Origin of the sequence: Ectobacillus ponti, assembly GCF_024294785.1 — a bacterium.
GTDB lineage: Bacteria > Bacillota > Bacilli > Bacillales > Bacillaceae_G > Ectobacillus > Ectobacillus ponti.
In genome coordinates this window covers 31,644-56,071 of the sequence record NZ_JANCLT010000018.1, presented here as the reverse complement: position 1 = coordinate 56,071, position 24,428 = coordinate 31,644, and the positions used below count along the sequence as shown (strand labels likewise).

Sequence of the window (24,428 nt, the reverse complement as noted above, 5' to 3'; positions counted from 1 at the left end):
CTTCCCCCTTTAGGCCATCGTGACGTCTTTTACTTTGACAAAGCGGAAGGTGTTCACGAGTGTCTCCAGATCATACCCGATGATGAGACGCTTGCCGTCCGTCAACAGCGGCGTAATGAGAAGGGACGGAAAATCCATGATTTTGTCCACGATCTCTTCCTGTGACAGATTGCCGTCCTGAATGATGGAAATCTGCCCCTTTTCCGTTTGCCGCTGCGGATTGATCATAGAAAACGAGAACGCATCCGGATACACAAGCTTGCGCGCATCACCCGCCAGCGCCGCCAGTTGTTCCACATCCGCCCGCTTCACATCATAAATGCTGCGGCCTTCATATGGCATACCGTTGTTCACCATCCATGCTTTCATGATATCAAAGGCCGGATTGCCTCTCTTTCCGTACAGTACCCACTGATTCATGCTTGCCCCTCCCCTACAAGTGCTTCCTGCTTCACTGGCAGACGGATGCCCTCCTGCTCTAAGAGCGGCAGTACCTGTTCATTGAAATATGGCATTTCCTGCAGATAATCCACAAAGCTGACAAGCGTGCCGGATACACCTGTTTTGGACAGGCGGATCATTTCATCAGCCACCTGCTCCGGCGTGCCGACAAGCGCCCAGCCGCCCCAGCCGCCGATGAAGTTCTCGCGCATCTTTGTCAGGAACTCCTGTGAATTGGAGGAGGATTCGATGCCGAACATATCGCAGATGATATTGGCAACCTCCCAATCTCCCTGCTCACGCACATAATAGTTGTAGTACTCCCGCGCTTCCTTTTCTGTCGGGCGGCAGACGACAAAGCTTGTCGTGAACGTGTTGATTTCCCGCTTGTACTTCTCCCAGGCCATCTTCTTCATTTGCTTTGTCCACTCGGCGGAATGCTCCAGTGACTCAATGAAGCCAAAGTTGAAGTCGGAGAATTTCGCCGAATAGTCCCGGCCGCGTGAGGACGTTCCCGCACTGATCAGCACCGGCCGCGGACTTTGCGACGGCTTTGGCTCCTGCCAGGCGTCCTTGATGTCGAAGAACTCGCCCTTATGGTCGAAGAATTGCTCGGACCAGAGGCGCAGCACGATCTCCATCCATTCGTTCGCATAGTCATAGCCCCGGTCATGCTCCAGCTTCTTGCCATTGAACATGTTCATTTCCTTCGGGAACCAGCCGGTTACCGTATTTAAGCCGATGCGGCCGCCGGAAATGTCGTCAATGGTGGCCAGCATTTTCGCAGCCGCAATCGGGTGCATCGTCGGCACGTGGGACGTGCAGAACAGATAAATTTTCTCTGTCACCGCCGCCATGGCTGCCGCCCATGTATAGGTTTCCATACAGCGGCCGTTGAAGTTGCTGGAGCCGCCGAAGCCGCGCCAGCGCGCCACCGGCACAATGCACTCATACCCGGCAGCCTCCATCATCCCCGCGATTTTGACGTTTGTGTCAAAGTCAGGGGTGAAGGTAGTCTCTGCCAGCGTCATGGAACAGGAATTGCTGACGTTCGGGCCAAAAATGCCAAGCTTTAATTGATTTTCGTTAAACATGGGATTGCCTGCTTCGCGGAATACATCAAAACGGCTCATCGTTTTCCTCCTTTTTTAAAAGGCCCGCCGGCAGCGGGCCCGCCCTTATGCCAGCGTTACGTCTTTTACCTTCACAAAGCGGAAGGTATTCACCAGCGTATCCAGATCATAGCCGACGATGACCTGCTTGCCATTTGTCAAAATCGGTGTCAACAGAAGGGCCGGGTGATAGCCCAATGTCTCCAGCGCCTCGGTTTCGGACAGCTTGCCGCTTTGGATCTCCGTCACATACTGCTTCTCCGCATGCTTTTGCGGATTGATGAGCGAGAAGGAGAAGGTGTCCGGATAGACAAGCTCCTTCACGCCGCCCGGTACAACTGCCGCAAGCATCGTGATGTCCTCCTGTGTCAGCTGGAATACACTCCGATTCTCAAACGGAATACCGTTGTTGACGAGCCATGCTTTCGTAATTTCATAGGACGGGTTGCCGACCCGGCCGTACAGAATCCAATGGTCCATGCTGATTCCCCCTTCTTATTTTGCTGCAGCCACTTCTGCAGCTGCGCGCTCCGCTTCCACCATGCCGGCTTCCGCGGCAGCGCTTTCTTTATTTGGCTTGCGCACGCCTGCCTGCTCCAAGAGCGGCAGCACCCGCTCATTGAAGTACGGCATTTCCTCCAGATAATCGACGAAGGACACAAGCGTACCGGACACACCGGTCTCGGATACCTTCACGAGCTTCTCCGCGACCTGCTCCGGCGTACCGACAAGCGCCCAGCCGCCCCAGCCGGCGATGAAGTTCTCGCGGAACTTCTTGTTAAACTCCTTGGACTGGGATGCTGTATCAACGTTGAAGAGACGGCAGATCATATCCGTTACCTCATCATCGCCGCGCTCCCGCACATAGTAGTTGTAATACTCCCACGCTTCCTTCTCGGTCGGGCGGCACACCACGAAGCTTGTCGTGAACGTATTGATTTCGCGGTTGTACTCCTCCCATGCGAGGCGCTTCATATGATTCGTCCATTCCTTTCCCTGCTCAATCGACTCGAGGAAGGAGAAGTGGAAATCTGTATATTTCGCTGCAAAATGCATGCCCGGGGCGGAGGAACCGGCATTGATCAGCACCGGCCGCGGACTTTGGGACGGCTTTGGCTCCTGCCAGGCATCCTGAATCTCGAAAAATTCACCCTTATGGTCAAAGTACTGCTCCGACCACATGCGCTGGACGACTTCAATCCACTCGGTTGCATAGCGATAGCCCTGCGCATGCTCCATCTTCTTGCCGAACATTTCCAGCTCCTTCTGGAACCAGCCGCACACCATGTTCAGCCCGATGCGGCCTTTGGACACATCGTCAATGGTTGAAATCATTTTCGCTGCCACGATCGGATGGACGGTCGGCACGTGGGACGTGCAGAAGAGATAAATCTTCTTCGTCACCGCCGCCATTGCGGATGCCCATGTATAGGTTTCCATACAACGCCCGTTAAAGTTGCTCGGCCCGCCAAAGCCGCGCCAGCGCGCCACCGGTACGATACACTCGTATCCGGCGTCCTCCATCATGTGCGCGATTTTCACATTTGTTTTAAAATCCGGCTTGAAAGACGTTTCTGCCAGCGTCATGGAGCAGGAGTTGTTGACGTTTGGCCCGAAAATGCCAAGCTTCAACTGGTTGTCATTGAACATCGGATTGCCGGCTTCACGAAATACATCAAAACGGCTCATCTTCATCCCCCTCGTTTTTTATAAAATTTTGAACGGATCCGTAATGACAGACCCAGTGTCCACCCATACGCTTTTTACCTGCGTATACTCATGCATTGCCTGGATGCCGTTTTCGCGTCCGATGCCGCTCGCCTTGTAGCCGCCGAACGGAGAGGCGTAGGAAACCTTCCGGTAGTTGTTGATCCACACCGTACCGGCATTGATCTTGCCCGCCATGCGGTGCGCCCGCTGCACATCCTTCGTCCATACCGCAGCGGCGAGGCCGAATTGTGTATCATTGGCAATCTGGAGCGCCTCCTCTTCATCACGGAAGCGGATGAGGCAGACGACCGGTCCAAAAATTTCCTCTTGGGCAATTCTCATGTCATTGCGCACATCGCCGAAAATCGTCGGCTCCACAAAAAAGCCGTTCTTCAGCTCCGGTGTCATCGGGCGTTTGCCGCCATACAGCAGGGTGGCGCCTTCTTCCTGCCCAATGCGGATGTAACGGAGCACCTTTTCATGCTGCCCCTCAAAGGCCACCGTCCCCATTTCACTCTCCATATCAAGCGGGTTGCCAAGCTTGATGCGGCTTGTGCGCTCCACAAGGCGCTCCACGAACTCATCATAGATGGAGTCATGCACGAGCACGCGGGAGCCCGCCATACATGTCTGGCCGGACGCTGCGAAAATGCCGGCAAGCACGCCATTCACTGCATTGGACAAATCCGCATCGTCGAAAATGATGTTCGGCGATTTGCCGCCAAGCTCCAGCGACACGCGCGCAAACTGCTCCGCAGAATTTTTGATGATGAGCTTGCCTGTTGCGGATGAGCCGGTGAAGGCAACCTTGCGGACATCCGGGTGCTTGGACAACGCGTCGCCCGCTGTCTGGCCGTAGCCGGTGACAATGTTCACCACACCTGGCGGGAAGCCGGCTTTTTCAATGAGAACCGCCAGCTCCAAGAGCGAAGCCGGTGTAACCTCAGACGGCTTGATGACCATCGTGTTGCCGGCAGCAAGCGCCGGGCAAAGCTTGAACAGGGTCAACAGCAGCGGGGAGTTCCACGGCACGATGGCGCCGACGACGCCAAGCGGCTCGCGCACGGTGTAGTTAATCATGTTCGGAATATCAATCGGGATGCTTTCGCCGTGCACCTTGTCGGCCAAGCCGGCAAAATAGTAGCACCAGCCCGGCAGCGATTTCATCTGCCCGAGCATTTCCCGGATGAGCTTGCCATTGTCCGCCACCTCGCTGATGGCCAATTCTTCGGCATGCTCGCCGATCAAGTCGCCCAGCTTGCGCAGGAGTGCCGCCCGCTGCGCCCCTGTATACCGGGACCATTCACCTGTTTCAAAAGCAGCCTTCGCCGCCTGCACCGCCCGGTCAATGTCTTCCTTATCGCCAAGCGGCGCCTGTGCCCAAACCTCTCCTGTAAACGGATTGACAGAGTCAAACGTCTGGCTGGAAGCGCTGTCCACCCACTCGTTATTAATAAACATTTTGTACTGCTTGATGCCGGTAAACGGGAGCTGATACACTGTTTTTGTCATCGTATCCATATGAAGCCTCCTCTACATTTTCATTAAGCTTTCTCTTTCACCCAGATAGGACTGCTGAAAATATTGCATGTCGCGGTACATATGCTCCTGCATCCGCTCCGCCGCCAGCTCCGGATTTCTCGCCTGCAGCGCATGATAGATGCCATAGTGCTCAGACAGGAAGCTGTCGCCGCGGTTGTATTGCTGAATAATTGTGTTGCGGCATAAGCGGACCAGCGAACGAATGTGATACATCATAGCTGACAGGCGGGCATTGCGGCTGCTGGACACAATAAGTTCGTGAAATTGTGTGTTCAGCGAAATGATTTCCTTTCGCTGCTGCTGCGCCACGGCCCGCTCGGCTGCCCCCAGCAAGTCCTGCAGCCGCCGCAGCTCATCCGCCATCGCATGCACGGCCGCCCAGTAAGCCGCCACCGACTCCAGCCCGACACGCACCTGGTACAATTCAAGCACATCCTGCAAGGATGGCGTGAACACCGTAACGATTCCCTCATGGTTTGTCAGCAGCCCATCGCCCTCCAGCTTGCGGAAGGCCTCCCTCACCGGGCTTCGGCTGACCCCGAATTCCGCGGCAATTCTCGTATCAATCAGCCGTTCGCCTGCGGCAATGCCGCCTGTCAAAATACTCTCCTCCAGGCTGTGGTAAATTTGCTCATACAACGGGTCCACCCGCTTAATGTTTGGCACCTTCCGCACCCATCCCCTCTTTCTCGTTCCTCTGCGATATACTGTAGATTGTCATCTGTCGACTATTCATCTATCTATATTGCAAGCAGCGTGCCAACCGTCTGACAGCCTTTCTATCCCATTTCTGTCTGATTTTCAAACATTTTTAACAAAAACCTATCTATCTTTCAGACAACCATCCGTTATATTGACAATATTCTGAATTAAAAGTATATTTTGGATATGAATTTGGCTAGGGGGTGCTGCGATGGTATTATCGGCAGTCCAAGTGGACATGTCCTTTCTTATGAATATGTTCGATGCGATTTATGATGGGGTAAAAATTATTGACCGGCACGGGAGGTTTCTTTTCATCAACAAGTCAGCCGAACGGAACATGGAAATTGTCCGTGACGAGTGGATTGGGCGGCATGCGGAGGAGCTGATTCCAAACTCCATTATCTTGAAAGCGCTTCACACCGGGACCCCGCAGATGCACCAGCACAGCGTTGTGCTCGGCAAGCACTTTATTGTCCATGCCTCCCCGCTGATGTACCAGGGAGACGTCATCGGCGCTGTCTCCACCCATAAGAATGAGGCCGAGCTGGAGCAGCTGAAAACCTCCTTTCACCATGCCCAGTTGAATAAGTACGTTGATTTTTTGGAAAATGAATTGCACCGCGCGCAGGAGCTGCCGGCGGAGCTGAAGGAGTTTGTCATCAGCAAGGGCAGCCCGCTCATGAGCCAGCTGGCGCGGCTGCGGAAGCTGGCCCCTACAGACATTCCGATTTTAATCCGCGGGGAAAGCGGTGTCGGCAAGGAAGTGATTGCCCGCGGCATTCATCAGTTGTCCAACCGGATGGGCAAGCCGTATATCACCATTAACTGCGCGGCTATTCCAGAGGCGCTGCTCGAAAGTGAGTTGTTCGGCTATGAGGAAGGAGCGTTTACGGGGGCAAAGCGGAGCGGCAGCAAAGGAAAGTTTGAGCTGGCGAACAAAGGCACGATTTTTCTCGATGAAATCGGGGATATGAGCTACCACCTGCAGGCGAAGCTGCTCCGGGTGCTGCAGCAAAAGGAGCTCGTCCGCGTCGGCGGCAGCACGGTCATTCCGCTGGATGTGCGCATCATCGCTGCGACAAACTGCAATTTGGAGTCCATGATGCAAAAGCAGGCCTTCCGCGAAGACCTGTATTACCGCATCAACGGCTTCACCTTCACCATCCCTCCGCTGCGGGAACGAAGGATGGATACCGATATGCTCATCGTCCATTTCCTGAAGGAGCTCTCCTACAAATACAACAAGCAGATCCGCATCAGCCGCGAAGCACATGAATACTTGCTGCAGCATCCCCTTCCCGGCAACGTCCGCGAATTGAAAAGCGTGCTCGAGCATGGCTTTGTGCTCGCAGAAGCAGACGAAATTCAAATCACCGATTTGCCCCACTTTCTTACAGGCGGCCAAGACCCGCAGCCGGCCCCTCCGCAGCCGGGCCGGCAAGAGACATCGTTCGACCTCACCGAGAATGTAGCGCGTCTGGAAGTTGAACTCATCGCCAAAGCCCTCCAGCACACAAAGCACAACCGAAGCCAGGCAATTAAACTGCTCGGCATCTCCCGGCAGTCCTTCTATGAACGGCTGAAGCGCTATGAAACGGAAATTGCCGCCCGCCTGCAGGAGCAGCGCGCATAACAAAATCATGGCGCCGGCACTTGGCGGAGAAGACATCACGAAAAAGCCCGGAGCTGCACAGCCCCGGGCTTTTTCATATCCTATAGGTTCAAATCCACGCCAATGCTGTCCACACGGCCGACTTCACGGATATAGGCCGCCACAGCCTGATGCTCCGGATGCACCGCATAAGAATCCAGTGCCTCCTGGTTCTCAAAGCGGACCATCAGCACGACCTGATATTCCTTGTTGCGCCCGGTGTTCAAGCCCGCCTGCACCTCCACCACGCCTTCCAAATGCTCCTGCAGCGCCTGGAAGCGGTTCACTACCTCCTGCAGCTGCTCCTTTGTTGTGTCCTCAGCAAACTTTACCAGCACGATTCGTTGGATCATGGAAACGCCCTCTTTTCGTTGTATTTTTATATGTAGGATTTACACTTTTTGATTGTAGCGGACGGCTGTTCCAAGTGCAACGAAAAGCTTTAATGGGCCGGCTTTTCCTGCTTGGCCGGCTTCTTCAGCCGCACCAGCAGATAGATGCCGACGGGCAGCAGCAGCTGAACCACCATGGCGATGGCTGTCCACTCCTTCGTGAAGGAGAACAGCTGCAGCGAGTTTTTGAAAAGCCAGAATGAGCAGACGAAGCCGAGCATGCCAAGCGGGGACACCGCCAGCTTCCATGGAATATCCGGAACGATCCGATGCAGCGCATAGGAAATGATATACAGGCTGTAGGCAATTTTCGTAATCATCGTCGGCGCCCAAACGCCGACGATGACCAAATCAAACCGGTCCAGAAAGTCCGTAACCCGGATTTGCCGGATCAATTCATAGTTTGGATATAAAAATTTGGCTGTCAGCTCGGGCCCGAGCACCAAAATATCGAGCATGCTCAAGATCATAATCAGCCCCACCCCAATTCCAAGCCCTATCACACCGTGCCGGAAGCGGAACGTATTGCCTGTACAAATGAAGGCAATGGCCAGAATTTCCCCGACATAGGAAAAGGCGTACCAGCCGCCGAGCACCACGCCCGGTACATCCATCGCAAAGAAGGGCCGCAGCGCGACCACCTCAATATCCTTTGTCACAAACAGCGGCAGCGTCAGGATCACAATGACAAACAGCGGCGCGTACAGCTCGGTGATTCTGCCAATTGCGGCAAGCCCGCCCCTTGCGATCCAGACCGTCGTGATGACGACGAGAGTGGATATGACCACCAAGGGCGTACTCGGCAGCAGGGCCACGCTGCAAAAATCCACGAACATGCGGACATCTCTGGTGTAAATATACAGATAAAACAGCAGCAGCGCGGCTGCGGCGGCCCGCCCCAGCACTGGATACGCCTTTGTCAAAGCCTGGAGCAAATCCTGTCCAGGATATCGTTTTGTCACCAGGCTCAGCAGCCACAATACGAGTAAAATGAAGGGGACAGGCACCAGAAAGCTGAGCCAGCCATGCTGCTTGCCGTGAAATGCCGTCTGTGCGGTCGTACTGACCAAAGAGCTGTCCAAAATATACATGGCTCCAATGAGAATCAATTGCCGGCCTCCAATTTGCTTCATGCCCTCATCCTCCTTCTCTTAAAATGGCAGCAGCCTCTCTATCATGTCATGCAGCCACACAGTCGGATACCAGATATGCTTGACCAGCGCGATATACAGCCACAGACCCCAGCTGACGCCGACACAAAGCAGGAAGAACCCTTTAACGGTTCGTGTTGCCTCTCTGAGCTGCGGCCAATGAAACAGAAGCATGCCGAGCGACCATAGGGACAGAATCGGAAACATGAGCCTCATTTTTCCTGCTCCTCCTTTTGAATGCCAAGCGGTGTTACCAGTGTGCCGCCATGCTCAATTTCTGAATCCAGACTGACGGAAACAGGCACCTTCGGGTACAGCTTGGGCCATTCATGATGAATGCTCTGCCACAGCTTTGGATTGTCTGCGTGGATGCTTCTGCCGATTCCCATCGCATCCGAGCCGGCCTTCTGCAAAGCCGCCACCCCTTGGATGACTTGCTTCTCAAGCGTACGGTTCAGCAAGTTTTGCAGCTTCTGCAGGTTATCCATATTGGCCATGCCCATTTTTGTATCATTTTCCACAATGAGCGCGCGCACCTTGCCGTGAATATGGACCTTCACCTGCTTTCCGCTGGTGACCGGATCAATGCGAATGCTTGTTTCCTGCACCTGCAGCGCCACCCCGTGCTTTCCTTTTTTCGGGAAAATGGATATTTCCGTTGCGCGGGCCCTGTTTAACGCAAACAAAACAGCTTGGGCTTCCTTATCGTTCAGCATGCCTGCCAGCTTATTCTGATCGTTGAATACCGCCATACCGGACACACCGACAGTCGACTGCGAATCCCCTTTCGCCCCCGGGTCCGTGTTTCTTTTTGTCACAACCGGCAGCGCGGGGTCAATGCCTTCCGTCAGCATTTCGCTGACCATATCCTTTAAGGTGGTCGGCTCCTCTGAGGAATTGGAAATCAGCTCGCGGACCATCTCAGCCGGAAACATTTCCGTCGGCGCCTCCACCTGCAGCAGCTCTGCCGCCCGCCCCTTGGCTATCACCGGAAACGAGGTCAGACGATTTTGCGGGGCACGGCCGAATAAATCGACCATCTGTTCCATCCCATCCTTGGCCAAATCCTCACCGATCATCACGACCCGCCGATGGGCGAAATACAGTCTTCGGGAAATGGCCTTCTGCTGCTTCGCATTGGACTCGCGGATTGTGCGTCCGGTTGCGGATTCAAGGTACCATGTTTTGGATCCGCTTGTACCGCCCCCGCCTCCGCCGCTTCCGACGCCGCCCATCTGGCCCGGCAGCGGAATTTGCACTGTGGAGCGGTACTTGTCGCCTTCTTTATCAAGGGCCGTCGCAATTACAAAGGCGACATCATTAATTTCCCGCCGGTCCCAGCAGCCGCTCAAAAGCGGAATACAGGAGAGCAGGAGGAGACAGCGCCTCATCATTCCTCTTCCCTCCCGACGAGACGCTTCCGATTGCCGCGGACAAAGGTCGCCGGGCGCAGCTTCATCTTCCACCAAGGTGCGCGGGCAAGGATGTCCTTTGCTTCTCCCTTCTTATACGGGGCAATGCCGCTTAAGTACGGCACGCCAAAGGAGGTCAGCGTGGCAAGATGGGTGCAAATCCACATCGTGCAAATAATGATGCCAAACAAGCCGAAGATGGCGGCAAACAGCATGATGGGGAAGCGCAGAAGCCGCACGGAAATGGCAAAGTTAAATTTCGGGATGGTAAAGGAAGCAATCCCGGTTAAGGAGACGATGATGACCATAGGCGCCGACACGATGCCGGCCTGCACAGCGGCTTGTCCGATGACAAGCGCGCCGAGAATGCTGACAGCCTGTCCGACCGTTTTCGGCAGGCGGATGCCGGCCTCACGCAGCGCTTCAAAAGCAAGCTCCATGATAATGGCCTCTACAAAGGCCGGAAACGGAATGGCCTCCCGGGCCGCTGCGATGCTCAAAATCAGCGTCGTCGGCAGCAAATCCTGATGATACGTAATAATCGCGATATAGAGCCCCGGCGTAAACAAAGCAACAAACAGGAAAGCAAGCCGCAGCCAGCGGATGAAGTTGGCGAACATGTAGCGGTCATAATAGTCCTCGCTTGCCTGCAGCATTTGCCAGGCTGTTACCGGACCGAGCAGCACAAACGGCGTGCCGTCGGTGAAAACGGCGAACCGCCCCTCAAGCAGCAGGGCAGCCACAGTGTCAGGCCGTTCGGAGTGCTGCAGCTGCGGAAACGGCGAATACCGGTTATCCTCCATGAGCTCCTCCAAATAGGCACTTTCCAGCACACCGTCAATTTCAATGGCGGACAGCCGTTTTTTCGCCTCTTCAATGATTTCTTCCTTGGCGATGCCCTCGACGTACGCAAGCTCCACCTTGGTGCGCGTCTGTGTCCCTATAGTAAATGAAATCAATTTGAAATCCGCAGTTTTCAGCCGGAAGCGCACAAGCGACGTATTGACCCGCAGGCTTTCGGTAAAGCCCTCGCGCGGCCCGCGGATGACGGTCTCGGAAGCCGGCTCCTGCACACCGCGCCGTGTGCCGCCCCTGACGCTCAGCAGCAGCGCTTGATCGGCGCCTTCCACAAGAAGTGCGGCATCCCCATCCAGAATCGCATGCACCACATCCTCCCACTTCGCCGTTGTCTTCACACTGGCAATGGAGGTGGCATCCTTCAGCTGCCGCGCTCCCTCATCCGGCGCCAGCAGGTGGTCCAGCACATGCAGCTCGAGGTCCTCTGTCTTCACCAGTCCGTCGAGATACACAAGCATGCCGGAAGCCCCGGCCCCGTGCACCTCCCGGAATACAGCATCAGCGCACTCCCGGAAAGCCCCCTTCAGCAGCGTCATGTTTTCCGATGCCGACCGGGACAAGTATTGCGGCAGCATGAGGCTGCTGATGCCCTTGTCTGTTTGCTTTTCATCTGTTGTCTGCAATCCAACCAACACCTTACAGCTGAGAATTTTTTCTTATTATGGATAAAACCTCAGTTTTCATGCGCCTATCCGTATGCTTAGCTGAACAAACGCGGGTGTACATAATCTATTTCGGTACATGATATTATCCCAAAAGCGGCAATAGCAGCCTCATGTGAAGCACGTTTTTCAGGCCGGCTTCTCTGCCAAATCGCCATATACGCTCCCAAATTGTCCCCCTCGGCACTGAATCACGTGTATATCGGGGGAAAATGGAAGAATGAAAAGGCTTCTTGACAGGAATTGTTTCATTTTTTGAGGGCATTGTTTCATTTTTTTAAATGATTGTTCCATTCCCCAAATTCGGTTTATAAGATCGTTTCATCCCCTTCTGTTTTGTTCCATCACGCCATGTATGGTTTCACCCCCTTATGGGCGCACAAGAAAAAGAGGGAACCCAAATGTCAGGTCCCCCCCTCTCTGTATCAGCCTGTATTGCGCAAGCCAGCGGCAACGCCGTTGATGGTTAACAGCACCTCGCGCAGCAACTCGCTTGTATCATCGTCGCTCTCTGTCTTTGAGCGGAGCTCAGACACGAGCTGCACCTGCAGGAAGTTCAACGGATCGACGTATGGATTGCGGAGACGCACGGATTCCTTGATATTCGGCACCTGATCGAGCAGGTCCTCCTGGTCCGTAATCTGCAAAATGATATCTCTCGTCTTATGATACTCCTCCGTAATCGCCCCGAAAATGCGCTGTTCAATTGCCCCGTCCTTCACCATGTCAGCGTACTCCGTAGCAGTCGTCAAATCTGCCTTGGTCAGGGCCATTTGCATGTTGTCGATGGTGGAACGGAAGAATGGCCACTTCTCATACATCTGCCGGAGCAGCTCCAAGCCATCCTTTTCTTCGGCAAACCGCTGCAGCCCTGTTCCTGCCGCAAACCAAGCCGGCAGAAGCTGGCGGCTTTGCGTCCAGGCAAATACCCATGGAATGGCACGCAGATCCTCAAAGCGGCTGCTGCCCTTCCGGCTCATCGGACGGGAGCCGATGTTGAGGGCGCCCAGCTCAAGAAGCGGTGTTGCTTCCCGGAAGTACGTCAGGAAGTCCGGATCCTTGAATACAAGAGATTGGTATTTTTCCAGCGAGTAGGCTGCAATCTCGTCCATGGCTTCCACCCACTCAGAGGAGCGCAGATTATCCGGCTCCGCCTCCTTGGACACATGGGCAATCGCCGTCAGCAGCGTGCTCGTTGCCTGCTCCAGACTGCGGTAGGCAATGTCGGCAAGCATGTAGCGGGAGGACAGCACCTCGCCCTGCTCCGTAATTTTCACGCCGTCGCCGAGTGTTTCCGCCGGCTGGGACAAGAGGCTCCGGTTCAGCGGACCGCCGCCGCGGCCCAGCGAGCCGCCGCGCCCGTGGAAGAATTTCAGGCGGATACTGTACTGCTTCGCCATGTTATGAATCTCCTGCTGCGCCTTGTACAGCTTCCAGTTCGCAGTCAGTGTGCCGCCGTCCTTGCTGCCGTCCGAATAGCCAAGCATAATTTCCTGCAAATCGCCGCGCTTTTGCAGATGCTCGCGGTACAGATCCATTTGGAACAGCTGCTCCATAATGCGCGGCCCCGCCGTCAGGTCGTCGATGGTTTCCAGAAGCGGCGCCACATGCAGGCGGCTTACGACCTCGCCGTCCGGATAGACGCGGTACAGGCCGACCTCCTTCGCCAGCACAAGCACCTCGAGCAAATCGCTTGCCGACTGGGTCATACTGATCAAATACACTTCAATGGCGCGCTCGCCAAACTCATCCTTCGCGCGGCGGATCATCCGGAACACTTCAATGATCTCCTGTGTTTCCGGTGAGTACGTATCAAAAATGGAAATGAGCGGGCGGCGGTCCTTGAGGACTTCCACCAAAACCTTCATTTTCTCTTCCTCTGACAGTGACTTGTAATCCGGCGCCACATTCACCGTGCGGAAAATCTCGGCAATCGCGGATTCATGCTCCCCGCTGTGGTTGCGGATGTCAAGCGTCGCCAAATGGAAGCCAAACAGCTCGATCTGGCGCTTCAGCTTGCGGAGGCGCTTCAGGGTGTAGCCGTTCGGGTGATGGTTTTTCATGCTTTGCTCAATCATCACAATATCCTGCAGGAATGCATCAGCAGACTGATAGCCGCCCTCTTCTTCGCCGCAGCGGGCCAGCTTCTCCAGCATGATGGCCACTTTTTGGCGATACAGCTCATCGCCGTTGCGCCACTGCTTATCGTCGCCGAGCAAATGCTTCTCCAGGGCAATCGATTGCTTCAGCTCTTCACTGACATCCACCCACTTCACCGACTGGCTCAGCCGCTTCACAAGCTCCCGCAGCTCCTCCCGGTACTTCCGCAGCGCGAGTTCGCGCTGGCGCTTCAGCGTGCGCCACGTCATAGCCGCCGTTACGTTCGGGTTGCCGTCGCGGTCGCCGCCAATCCAGGAGCCAAAGCGCAGGAAGGTCGGCACATCCCACTCACAGTCATACCGCTCCGCCAGCAGGTCCTCCAAGTCCTGGTGCACCTGCGGCAAAACATCAAACAGCGTTTCATCGAAATAGTACAGACCGTTCGCCACTTCATCCATGACGGTCAGCTTGCGGTCGCGCAGCTCATCCGTCTGCCACAGGGCCGTCACTTCGTTAAACAAGCTTTCCTCCAGGCTCTTGCGGTCGCGCTTCGTACAACGCTCATCCAACCGCTCCAGGAGCGCCGCGATGCGCTGATGAATTTGCAGCACCGTACGGCGTGTCGCCTCTGTCGGATGCGCGGTAATAATAAGCTCCAGTGACATCGTTCCCAGCGCCTGCGCAACAACCTCTTCACTGATGTTATTCTTCAGCAGCGTCGCCACGCCATCCTCAAGAGATCCCGGCTGCGCTACGTCATCGCCCTGATACTGATACTCCCGGCGTCTGCGGATGCGGTGGTTCTGCTCCGCAATATTCACAAGCTGCAAATAAATGGAAAAGAAGCGGATCACTTGCTGGCGCACCGGCGGCTCCAGGCTGGCAATCTCCTCCTTCAGCTGCGCATAGTAAGACTCGCTCTGCTCTTCCCGGCGCAGCTTGGCAATGCTGCGGATGCTCCGCACCTTGCCGACAAGCGCATCGCCGCCTTCATGAAACAGCACTTCATCCAGTATATCGCGCAGCATGCGAACGTCCCGCTTCAGGGGACCAAATGGTTCCTTTACAACTGTCATTGTCTCACAACCCTTCAAATCAATTCCAAATTTTCACATAATTCGAGTTATTCTATAACTTAGCATTTGCATGATTATAGCATACATAGGGACATATCTCCTAGACTTTCATTTTAAAAAAGTATGCCAGAAAGATAAATCTATCGTTTGAGTCTCCAAAAAACGCTTCCGGCAACAAGAAAGCGCTCTCTTTTTCTACTATTTGCATATATTGCCGCGACAGGAATGCGCTTACATCTAATTTGTATAAAAATGCAAATTATATGTATAAAAAGTGGAGCACAGCTCCCCGTGCTCCAGCTTATCTTACTTGCCGCTCTTCTTCTTGCTGACACTGCGCGGATCATTCGGCTCCGTGCCTGTATTGCGGGCGCTTTGCTGCTCGACCTGATCGCCCGTTTGATTGTTGTTCATCTTTCCTGCACCGTGCTGCTTGCTCATCCCATTCCCTCCTTCCCGATTACAGACATATTGTGTCGCAAGCAGAAAGGCTTATGCATCCGGCGGAAATACGCTGTATACTGAGGAAAAACGCTGCCATCAGGAGGGAATTCCATGCTTGCCATTCTCGTTCACGGCTTTTACAAAAGCGGCGCAGACATGCAGCCGTTGGCGCGCCAGCTCGAACAGCTTGGCTACACGTGCCTGGCGCCCGACCTGCCGCTCACCTATCAGGAATTTGTCCATGCGGCCGGAGAATTGGAGGTGCTGCTGGCAAACCTGCGCGAGCCGGTGATTCACCTCGTGGGGCACAGCACCGGCGGCCTCGTCATCCGCAAACTCCTGCATAACACGAAGCACGCGGACCGCATCGGGCGCTGTGTGCTCATCGCCACGCCGAACCAGGGCAGCCGGCTGGCGGATACGGCGGCGAAAATCGGCCCGTATATCCGCACCTACAAAACCCTGCAATCGCTCCGCCCAGGCTATGTGGCGGAGCAAGGCCTGCAAAACCCGCATGGCATTGACATTGCCGCCATCGCAGGCAACCGGAGCGACCTGCTGCTCGGGCGGCTGCTGATTGGCGAAAATGACGGGCGTGTGGAAGTCGGCTCAGTGCCATTTTCCGGTCTGTCCGCTTTCATCAAGCTGCCATACCATCATAAGGACATTCATCATCAGCCGGAGACAGCACGGCTCACCGATGCTTTCCTGCGCACAGGGCGGTTCTCAGGATAAATGGATGCCGAACCGCTCCCGTGCCAGACTCTTAAAACGCGCCTCGTCCAGCTCATCCTTCTGCAGCTTGCCGTGCTTCCATTCTGTCAGGGAGGCGTGCGTCAGCGTTACACTGCCGCCTTCTGTCAAACGGGTGAGCAGCGGCGTTTTATTGAAGGAGGAGGCCGGATGCGCGCGGATGACGGCCTGAATTTCACTCAGTTCGGACGGCTCGGCCGGTCTTATGGAATCGAAGGCATAGCCAAGCTGCCAGTCTGCATCCTTATGCTTGATTTTCATCTCAAACACAAAGTCGCCGTGCTCCGTATGCAGCGGACGCGCGCGAAACTCTCCGTTCGGTGACGTTACCGTTTCACCTGTCAACGGCACAGGCGCAAGCGGGATATTGCTGCCAAAGCCGCTGTCAATCAGGTATAATTCACTTTCATACGGGAGCAGGTTCACCACATGTGTCCGCCCCGTGCCGCTCCACTCCTGCCGCACCGGGTTGTACACCACGCCGCGCACAAGAACATTTGAAAACCCGTTTTCCTGGAGCACAAAATATAACAGCCCGTTCAGCTCATAGCACAGGCCGCCTTCCCCGCGCTCCAAGATTTTCCCGGCCAAATGCCCGCTCGTAATCTCCTTCGCCTCTTCAGTCAAAACACACAGATTTTCAAACGGAATCGTTCTTGAGGTCCGCTCCAGCACCTCCGGCAAATCCGCAAACGCCAGGGGCCCCTCCTTCGAAAAGCCAATGCGCTTCCGGAACCCTGCATCAAGTCCAGTCATCTCTCTTCCTCCTTTTTTATTCCATTATAACGCATCCATCCCCGGCATGCGCCTTCCTGCCTTGCCACAATTTCTCTATATTCCTGCCATATTTTTGTCAACATTCCAGGGAGAATCGGCAGGAATATCCTCTACAATAGTGTATGTGAATCTGTGAGCAAAATCACAGTCAAGCTAATATAGGGGGGAACGATATGTCAGAGCTTATGCTCGCACGACTGCAGTTCGGCGCCACGACCATCTTTCACTTCTTATTCGTGCCGATGTCAATCGGTCTCGTATTCATGGTCGCGCTCATGCAGACAATCTATGTGGTAAAAAACGATGAAACGTACAAGAACATGGCCAAGTTCTGGGGACACCTGTTTCTCATCAACTTTGCGGTCGGCGTGGTAACAGGGATCATTCAAGAATTCCAGTTTGGGATGAACTGGTCCGAATACTCCCGGTTTGTCGGGGACGTCTTCGGGGCCCCGCTGGCGATTGAAGCGCTGCTCGCCTTTTTCATGGAGTCCACCTTTATCGGACTCTGGATTTTCGGCTGGGACCGCCTCTCAAAAAAGGTGCACCTGGCATGCATTTGGCTCGTCTCACTCGGCACGATGCTGTCCGCCCTTTGGATTTTGGCAGCCAACTCCTTCATGCAGGAGCCGGTCGGGTTCGCAATCAAGAATGGCCGCGCGGAGATGAACGACTTTTTTGCCTTGTTAACAAATCCGCAGCTATTCGTGGAGTTTCCGCACGTTGTGTTCGGCGCGCTGGCAACCGGCGCCTTCTTCATCGGCGGCGTCAGCGCCTACAAGCTGTTGAAAAAGCAGGAAATTGACTTTTTCGCGAAATCCTTCCGCATCGCCATGATTGTGGGACTCCTGTCCGGTCTTGGGGTCGCCTTCAGCGGACACGCGCAGGCCAAGCATTTGATGGAATCACAGCCGATGAAAATGGCGGCAAGTGAAGCGCTCTGGAAAGACAGCGGCGATCCGGCGGCCTGGACGATTGTGGCCGGCATTGATACGGACAAGCAGGAAAACCGCTTTGAGATTTCGGTTCCGTATTTGCTGAGCTATCTCGCTTATGAAAAATTTGAGGGCAATGTGCCGGGCATGCTGACCCTGCAAAAGCAATATGAAAAAACATATGGACCGGGCAACTACATTCCACCGGTGAAAACAACCTTCTGGAGCTTCCGCGTCATGGCGGGCGCCGGCATCCTGATGATTCTCGTCTCAGCGCTGGGGCTTCTGCTGCAATACCGCAGCAAGCTCATGGGAACAAAGTGGTTCCTGCGCACCATGGTGGCGCTCATTTCCTTCCCGTTCATCGCGAACTCCGCGGGATGGATTATGACTGAAATCGGGCGGCAGCCATGGACGGTGTTCGGGCTGATGACAACCGCGGCCTCCGTATCACCGAATGTATCGTATGGCTCTCTCTTATTCTCCTTCATTGCCTTTACGCTCATCTATCTCGTGCTGGCCATTTTGCTTGTGTACTTGTTCGTCAGAGAGATCAAGAAAGGCACAGAGCATCATCATACAGAAACCGGGACAACATTTGATCCGTTCGGCAAGGAGGCAGTGCAATCATGGAACTGAATGAGCTTTGGTTTGGACTCGTCGCAGTTTTGTTCATCGGATTTTTCTTTCTCGAAGGCTTTGACTTTGGCGTCGGCATGGCCGGCAAGCTCCTGGCCCGCAACGACCTCGAGCGCCGCATGCTCATCAACACGATCGGGCCGTTCTGGGACGCCAACGAAGTATGGCTGCTGACCGGCGGCGGCGCGATTTTCGCGGCATTCCCGCACTGGTACGCGACCATGTTCAGCGGCTACTATATTCCTTTCGTGTTTGTGCTGCTTGCGCTGATCGGGCGCGGCGTTGCCTTTGAATTCCGCGGCAAGGTCGACAGCACCAGATGGACCCATTCCTGGGACTGGGTCATTTTCATCGGCAGCACCTTGCCACCGTTTCTGTTCGGCGTTCTCTTCTCCAGTCTGTTAAAAGGGATGCCGATTGATGAAAGCATGACGCTGCGGGCCGGCTTCTCCGACTATGTGAATGTCTACACAGTTACCGGTGGGATTGCAGTCACGCTGCTGTGCTTGCTGCACGGCTTGCTGTTTACTACGTTACGCACCGTGGGCAGCTTGCAGGAGCGCGCCCGCCACATGGCACAGCGTGTCGTCTTCTTTGTTCTCATTGGCCTTGTGGCCTTTACGATACTGTCCTACTTCCAGACAGATCTGTTCACGTACCGCGGCTGGGCCACAACGCCGATGATTGTCGCCATCGTGCTGAGCTACAGCTTCAGCGGGCTGTACATCGCCAAGCAGCGTGACGGCTGGGCGTTCGGCATGAGCGGGCTCGGCATCGCGCTCACCATCGCGACCATCTTCACCGGCTTGTTCCCGCGCGTCATGGTCAGCTCCCTCGACAGCGCGTTCAACCTGACCGTCTACAATGCTTCGTCCGGCGCGTATTCGCTGAAGGTGATGACGTTTGTGGCGCTCGGCCTGCTGCCGTTCGTGCTCGGCTACCAAATTTGGAGCTACTACGTCTTCCGCAAGCGCGTGGACGGAAAGGATATGGTGTATTGATGAAGGAGTTGTGGCAATACAAGGGAATGCCGGCCATCCTCTTGGCACTTACCATTGCTGCCATCCTGCAGGGAGCGGCCGTCCTCCTGCAAGCCATCTGGCTTGCAGGAGCGGTCACGCGCCTGTTTGAGGGGAGTTCCCTGCAGGCCGCACGCAATGAAATTCTCTATTTCGGCCTCGCCTTTTTGGCGCGACACCTCATTCAGCACGGCAAGCAAAGATTGGTGCACCGCTATGCCGCAGGGCTCAGTGCGGATTTGCGCGAGCAGGCCATCACTCGTTTGTTTCAGCTTGGCCCCCGCGCCGCGAAGAAGCTTGGCACCGGGAATGTCGTCACGCTGCTTGTGGAAGGCGTCGCGCAGCTGAAGCAATACCTCGTTCTCTTCCTGCCGAAGCTCTCCAGCATGCTCACCATCCCCGCCATGGTTGCTCTCTGCGTATTTTGGAAGGACCGCACGTCCGGCACCATTCTCGTGCTGGCACTGCCGATTCTTGTGCTGTTCATGATCTTGCTTGGTCTTGCCGCGAAAAAGCAGGCCGATCAGCAGTGGCGCACCTACCGCGTCCTCGCCAACCATTACGTGGATTCCCTGCGCGGGCTGGAAACGCTGAAATACTTGGGGCGCAGCCGCGCCCATTTACAAAGCATTGTGAGTGTAAGCGAACGCTACCGTGCGTCCACCATGCGCACGCTGCGGATGGCCTTTCTGTCCTCATTCGCGATGGACTTTTTCACGATGCTGGCAGTGGCGACCGTGGCCGTCTTCCTCGGGCTGCGGCTGGTGGACGGGGACATCACCCTCGCGCCGGCCCTGACGATTTTAATCCTGGCGCCGGAGTACTTCCTGCCGATACGTGAAATCGGCGCGGACTATCATGCGACGCTGAACGGCCGGGAAGTCGGCACACGGCTGCGGGAGCTCATCAGTCTGCAGCCTTTTGCGCCTGAAGACGGGCAACCGCTTGCTCCCTGGAGTGAGCATTCGCAATTGGAGCTGCTTGATGCGACGGTGCAGCACGATGCGGATGGCAAGCCCTCGCTGCAGGATGCCAAGCTGGCTGTAACAGGATTCCAAAAAATCGGTATCGTCGGTGCAAGCGGCGCCGGCAAGTCCACGCTGATTGAGGTGCTCGGCGGCTTTCATGCCCTAAGCGGCGGCCGCCTCACAGTGGACGGACAAAGCTTCACCCACCTGCAGCGCGGAGATTGGCAACGGCAGGTGGGCTACATTCCGCAGCACCCCTATCTCTTCCACGGCTCTTTGCTGCATAACATTCGCTTTTACAAGCCGGATGCTTCTCGGCAGGAAGCCTTGGCGGCCGCGAAGCAAGCAGGTCTTGCGGAGCTGGTGCGGGAAATCGGTCTGGAAGAAGAAATCGGCGAGGGCGGCCGGGCGCTGAGCGGCGGCCAGGCGCAGCGTGTGGCCATTGCCCGCGCATTCCTGGATGACCGGCCGATTCTGCTGCTTGATGAGCCGACTGCCCACCTTGACATTGAAACAGAGTATGAGCTGAAGGAAACCCTGCTGCAGCTGTTCGAGCAGAAGCTTGTGTTTCTTGCGACGCACCGGCTCCATTGGATGCCGGAGATGGACTATATTTATGTTGTGGAGCATGGCCGGATCACCGAAGCCGGCACACACGAGGAGCTCCTGCAGCGGCGCGGCGGCTATTGGCGCCTCGTGCAGGCACAGCTGGGAGGTACAGCATGAGCATTGGATCCTATATCAAAGAACAGAAGCGGCTGCTGCTGCTCGTCATCGCCCTCGGCCTGCTGACAGCCTTCTTCGCAGCTGCCCTGATGTTCACTTCAGGCTTTCTCATTTCAAAGGCAGCCACCCGTCCGGAGAATCTGCTGCTGATTTACGTGCCGATTGTGGCGGTGCGGGCCTTCGGCATCGGGCGGGCCGTGTCCCGCTACGCGGAGCGCCTGCTGGGGCACCATGCCGTGCTGAAAATCGTCTCCCGGATGCGCACTACGGTATATGAAATCATCGAACCGCAGGTGCTGTCCCCCTTTGCCAGGTTCCAGACGGGCGATGTGCTCGGTTTGCTGGCAGAGGACATTGAAAAGCTGCAGGACATCTATCTGAAAACGATTTTTCCAAGCCTGGTCGGCCTCACTCTCTATCTTCTGTCCGTCCTGCTGCTCGGCCTGTTCTCCTGGCCGTTCGCCCTGCTGATGGCCGTCTACGCTGCTGTGCTCGTCTTCCTCTTCCCCTTCGTTTCACTTTTGGCGACAAAAGCGCGGGTACGGCAGATGAAAACAGAGCGGCATGCTTTGTACGAAAAGCTGACAGATGCAGTCATCGGCATCGGCGACTGGCAATTCAGCGGCCGGCAGGCGGACTTCATCCGGGATTATGAGGCGCAGGAGCAGAAGCTGCTCACCATGGAGCTGCGCCAGCAGCGCTTCCTGCGCTGGCGGGCCACGCTCGCACAGGCCGTGGTGCTCCTCATGGTAATTTCCATGCTGGGCTGGGCGTCCGGGCAGGCGGCAAGCGGTGCTCTGGCTCCGGTCATGATTGCTGCATTTGTGCTTGTGCTGTTCCCGCTGACGGAGGCGTTTCTGCCGCTTTCTGATGCAGTCAGTGAAATTCCAGCATACGACAGCTCCCGGGCACGCCTGGCCGGTCTGGAAACGCAGCTGCCGGACACGGTTCCCGTCAGCCGCGGCGGCAGTGACGCCATCTCGTTTTCCGATGTATCCTTCCGTTATGGAACATCATCGGTGCTGGAGAAGCTCACCTTTTCGCTGCAGCCGGGCGAAACGCTGGCGCTGCTCGGACCGAGCGGCGCCGGCAAATCCACGCTGCTGAAGCTCGTGCAGGGCGTGATTGCGCCAAGCAGCGGCACGGTTGCGGTAAACGGCGAAGTCGCGGTGCTGAACCAGCAGCCGCACCTCTTTGACACCTCGGTGCTGAACAATATCCGCCTCGGCAATCCGGCGGCGACGGATGAAGAGGTGCAATGGGCCGCGAAGCAGGTGAAGCTGCATGACTATATCTCCTCCCTGCCGAACGGCTATGATACGCCGATGCAGGAAACCGGCATGCGCTTCTCCGGCGGCGAACGGCAGCGCATTGCGCTCGCGCGGGTTCTGCTGCAGGAGAAGCCGATTGTCATTCTTGATGAACCGACCATCGGACTTGACCCGCTGACAGAGCGGGAGCTGTTGACCACCATGTTTGACGTACTGCGCGGCAAAACCGTGCTTTGGGTGACCCATCACCTGACGCTGGCAGATACTGCCGATCAAATTATATTTTTGGAAAAAGGACGAATGGTACTGCGGGGTACGCATGAAGAATTGCTGCAGCGGGAGCGCTATGCCCGCCTGTACCGCTTGGACCGCCCGTTTTCTGATGGATAAAGAATGCTCTCTTGTCCCACACTAACACATTGAGGTGAGATAAATGAGCAAATTTTATAAGCATGACATTCATGAAGAAAATGGTTCCTATATCATCCGCCTGTACACGCATGAAACGATGGAGGAATTCTCCGCGGAGCTGGGTGAAGCAGGGACGGACAGCCTGCAGCAGGATGCCTTGGCGTATGCCAAGCAAAAGTTCCCATATTTGTCTGTAAAAAGCGTGAAGGTGATGGCCGGCACCGCCATGGTTGCTTCCATGGCGATCGGCGCCGGCGCCATGCCGACACAAGCGGCGGGCAAAGCGCCGGTGAAGGTAAGCGCACCGAAAAGCGAAACCCATGGCAAAGCCCATGCCGCCAAAGGAAAGCATACAGTGGCTGTGGCCACCGGCAGCTATGATCTGCACATGGGCGGGCGAACAGGGCGCTATCAGGCCGCGGATGCGGCCTTGAACGGAACGGAAACGTATACGTACAACGGCGCAACCTACCGTGTGGACGTCCATGCCACCCTGGCGCGCAATCCGCACAGCCACAGCCCAATTGTGGTGCAGGGAAAAGCAAGCGGCACATATACCATCATGACGCTCGACGGGACGCTGGTCGCGACGCAACCCTTCAGCAATCTGTCCTTTGTGCTGAACACCAAAACAAAGGTTGCGCAGCTGCCGCTGACCTATGAAGCGGTCATTCAGGCCTACCTCGATGCCGCGCCGGCAGCGGGCACCGCACCTGCAGCACCTGCTGTTACACCTCCTGCTGTCACACCGCCTGCACCGGCGGTTGATCCAACAGCCGACACAGGCCTGTAAACGAGAAAAGCGATTGCTTCCGGGAGCGATCGCTTTTTTCTTGCACTATAAGCTGTACCTGCATGATACCAGAAGGACATTTCAAACCCCCAGATTATTCTAGGAATACCCCTGCAGGAGTAAAATGAACAAAGAAGCTCTACATGCAGGGAGGACTGCCCGATGCGAACCATCTACAGAAAATGGTCCGAATACCCGTACCCCGGCGAGCAGGAGCCGCCAAAGGGCTCTGCGGCACCGGGCTACTGGTCCATGTTTTTTATTGAAAAAGGGACGAACGGACAATTTTTGGACTTGTCCGGACGCGTCATCACCTGGAGCATTAAGCACCCGAACACCGTCAATTGGGGCAGCGAGCTCGCTTTGCTGGAGCAGACGCTGCATGCCCAAACCAACCAGCATATTCAAATCGCCAAGTACTGGGGGACCGGCGAAGTTGCCGCGAAGATGAACAGCCTCGCCTACTCCTTGGCTGAGGCCTACCGGTACGGTTCACCCGAGACAGCCCGCATGACCGCTTATTTGAACGCTGCCATCCATGATACATGTGTGATCACCTGGATGCTGAAATATAAGTGGGATGTGGCGCGCCCGAACCAGTACGGGCACAGCCTGCCGACCGTCCTGTTCACGCCGCGCTTTCCTTCTTATCCGTCCGCGCATGCCACCATTTCCGGCTGCGCCGAAGCCGTTCTGACTTACTTTTTTCCGGCCTACTCCGCCCGTATCCAAGAGATTGTCAGGGAGGCGGCGCTGTCGCGCTTTTACGCGGGCGTGCATTTTCAAGCAGATAATGATGAGGGCCTCCGGCTCGGGCGGCAGATTGGCAACATTGCCCTGCGGGAGCTGGGTGCGGGGCAAACATAAAAACAGAGCTGAC

General features: G+C 55.7%; 22 protein-coding genes. 8 read left to right on the top strand and 14 right to left on the bottom strand.

What is annotated here, in order from left to right:
• Window positions 1–9: 9 nt before the first annotated feature.
• The 6 genes from NK662_RS21325 to NK662_RS21300 are packed head-to-tail and all read right to left on the bottom strand — an operon-like array spanning window position 10 to window position 5,480.
• Complete coding sequence (locus tag NK662_RS21325; protein ID WP_254760994.1) at window positions 10–420, bottom strand: ArsC/Spx/MgsR family protein; 411 nt, start codon at window positions 418–420, stop codon at window positions 10–12.
• Window positions 417–1,574 carry an LLM class flavin-dependent oxidoreductase gene (locus NK662_RS21320; protein WP_254760993.1) on the bottom strand — a complete coding sequence of 386 codons (1,158 nt, stop codon included), beginning with the start codon at window positions 1,572–1,574 and terminating at the stop codon, window positions 417–419. The genes NK662_RS21325 and NK662_RS21320 overlap by 4 nt, the downstream gene beginning before the upstream one ends.
• Before the next feature lie 45 nt (window positions 1,575–1,619).
• Window positions 1,620–2,033, bottom strand: a complete 414-nt coding sequence (locus NK662_RS21315; RefSeq protein WP_254760992.1) for a thioredoxin domain-containing protein — start codon at window positions 2,031–2,033, stop codon at window positions 1,620–1,622.
• A 15-nt stretch (window positions 2,034–2,048) separates the two neighbouring features.
• Window positions 2,049–3,242: an LLM class flavin-dependent oxidoreductase gene (locus NK662_RS21310; RefSeq protein ID WP_254760991.1), complete on the bottom strand. Its 1,194-nt coding sequence runs from the start codon at window positions 3,240–3,242 to the stop codon at window positions 2,049–2,051.
• A gap of 18 nt (window positions 3,243–3,260) precedes the next feature.
• Entirely contained in the window at window positions 3,261–4,784 is a 1,524-nt protein-coding gene (locus tag NK662_RS21305; RefSeq protein ID WP_254760990.1) for an aldehyde dehydrogenase, read from the bottom strand.
• A gap of 12 nt (window positions 4,785–4,796) precedes the next feature.
• On the bottom strand, window positions 4,797–5,480 hold the full coding sequence (locus NK662_RS21300; RefSeq protein WP_254760989.1) for a GntR family transcriptional regulator: 684 nt from the start codon (window positions 5,478–5,480) through the stop codon (window positions 4,797–4,799).
• 238 nt (window positions 5,481–5,718) lie between these two features.
• On the opposite strand from NK662_RS21300, the gene NK662_RS21295 reads away from it, so the two are divergent.
• The gene (locus NK662_RS21295) at window positions 5,719–7,143 is read left to right on the top strand and encodes a sigma-54 interaction domain-containing protein (RefSeq protein WP_254760988.1); all 1,425 of its coding nucleotides are present in this window, start codon (window positions 5,719–5,721) and stop codon (window positions 7,141–7,143) included.
• 80 nt (window positions 7,144–7,223) lie between these two features.
• On the opposite strand, the gene NK662_RS21290 is transcribed toward NK662_RS21295, so the two are convergent.
• The 7 genes from NK662_RS21290 to NK662_RS23665 all read right to left on the bottom strand — a co-directional run bounded on the left by NK662_RS21290 (window position 7,224) and on the right by NK662_RS23665 (window position 15,253).
• Entirely contained in the window at window positions 7,224–7,514 is a 291-nt protein-coding gene (locus tag NK662_RS21290) for a Dabb family protein (protein WP_254760987.1), read from the bottom strand.
• 89 nt (window positions 7,515–7,603) lie between these two features.
• Complete coding sequence (locus NK662_RS21285; protein ID WP_254760986.1) at window positions 7,604–8,686, bottom strand: GerAB/ArcD/ProY family transporter; 1,083 nt, start codon at window positions 8,684–8,686, stop codon at window positions 7,604–7,606.
• 18 nt (window positions 8,687–8,704) lie between these two features.
• Entirely contained in the window at window positions 8,705–8,920 is a 216-nt protein-coding gene (locus tag NK662_RS21280) for a hypothetical protein (protein ID WP_254760985.1), read from the bottom strand.
• Window positions 8,917–10,098, bottom strand: coding sequence for a Ger(x)C family spore germination protein (locus NK662_RS21275; RefSeq protein ID WP_254760984.1), 1,182 nt, complete (start codon window positions 10,096–10,098; stop codon window positions 8,917–8,919). The genes NK662_RS21280 and NK662_RS21275 overlap by 4 nt, the downstream gene beginning before the upstream one ends.
• The gene (locus tag NK662_RS21270) at window positions 10,095–11,549 is read right to left on the bottom strand and encodes a spore germination protein (protein ID WP_438503652.1); all 1,455 of its coding nucleotides are present in this window, start codon (window positions 11,547–11,549) and stop codon (window positions 10,095–10,097) included. Before NK662_RS21270 ends, NK662_RS21275 begins: the two co-directional genes overlap by 4 nt.
• Window positions 11,550–12,061: 512 nt before the next feature.
• On the bottom strand, window positions 12,062–14,812 hold the full coding sequence (ppc, locus tag NK662_RS21265; RefSeq protein WP_254760983.1) for a phosphoenolpyruvate carboxylase: 2,751 nt from the start codon (window positions 14,810–14,812) through the stop codon (window positions 12,062–12,064).
• Between the two features lie 306 nt (window positions 14,813–15,118).
• On the bottom strand, window positions 15,119–15,253 hold the full coding sequence (locus NK662_RS23665) for a hypothetical protein (protein ID WP_279665494.1): 135 nt from the start codon (window positions 15,251–15,253) through the stop codon (window positions 15,119–15,121).
• Window positions 15,254–15,367: 114 nt separating this feature from the next.
• On the opposite strand from NK662_RS23665, the gene NK662_RS21260 reads away from it, so the two are divergent.
• Complete coding sequence (locus NK662_RS21260; RefSeq protein WP_254760982.1) at window positions 15,368–15,991, top strand: alpha/beta fold hydrolase; 624 nt, start codon at window positions 15,368–15,370, stop codon at window positions 15,989–15,991.
• On the opposite strand, the gene NK662_RS21255 is transcribed toward NK662_RS21260, so the two are convergent.
• Window positions 15,983–16,765, bottom strand: a complete 783-nt coding sequence (locus NK662_RS21255; RefSeq protein ID WP_254760981.1) for an arylamine N-acetyltransferase family protein — start codon at window positions 16,763–16,765, stop codon at window positions 15,983–15,985. The two genes, NK662_RS21260 and NK662_RS21255, sit on opposite strands and share 9 nt — an antisense overlap.
• A gap of 194 nt (window positions 16,766–16,959) precedes the next feature.
• Between NK662_RS21255 and NK662_RS21250 the strand changes: the two genes are divergently transcribed.
• From NK662_RS21250 to NK662_RS21225, 6 genes are all read left to right on the top strand, one after another.
• Window positions 16,960–18,360, top strand: a complete 1,401-nt coding sequence (locus NK662_RS21250) for a cytochrome ubiquinol oxidase subunit I (RefSeq protein ID WP_254760980.1) — start codon at window positions 16,960–16,962, stop codon at window positions 18,358–18,360.
• A complete protein-coding gene (gene cydB, locus NK662_RS21245) occupies window positions 18,348–19,361 on the top strand; it encodes a cytochrome d ubiquinol oxidase subunit II (RefSeq protein WP_254761008.1) in 1,014 nt (337 codons plus the stop codon). The genes NK662_RS21250 and cydB overlap by 13 nt, the downstream gene beginning before the upstream one ends.
• Entirely contained in the window at window positions 19,361–21,073 is a 1,713-nt protein-coding gene (cydD, locus tag NK662_RS21240; protein WP_438503651.1) for a thiol reductant ABC exporter subunit CydD, read from the top strand. The genes cydB and cydD overlap by 1 nt, the downstream gene beginning before the upstream one ends.
• Complete coding sequence (gene cydC, locus NK662_RS21235; RefSeq protein ID WP_254760978.1) at window positions 21,070–22,734, top strand: thiol reductant ABC exporter subunit CydC; 1,665 nt, start codon at window positions 21,070–21,072, stop codon at window positions 22,732–22,734. Before cydD ends, cydC begins: the two co-directional genes overlap by 4 nt.
• A gap of 43 nt (window positions 22,735–22,777) precedes the next feature.
• Entirely contained in the window at window positions 22,778–23,548 is a 771-nt protein-coding gene (locus NK662_RS21230; protein WP_254760977.1) for a hypothetical protein, read from the top strand.
• Between the two features lie 162 nt (window positions 23,549–23,710).
• Window positions 23,711–24,415, top strand: coding sequence for a vanadium-dependent haloperoxidase (locus NK662_RS21225; RefSeq protein ID WP_254760976.1), 705 nt, complete (start codon window positions 23,711–23,713; stop codon window positions 24,413–24,415).
• Window positions 24,416–24,428 lie beyond the last annotated feature (13 nt).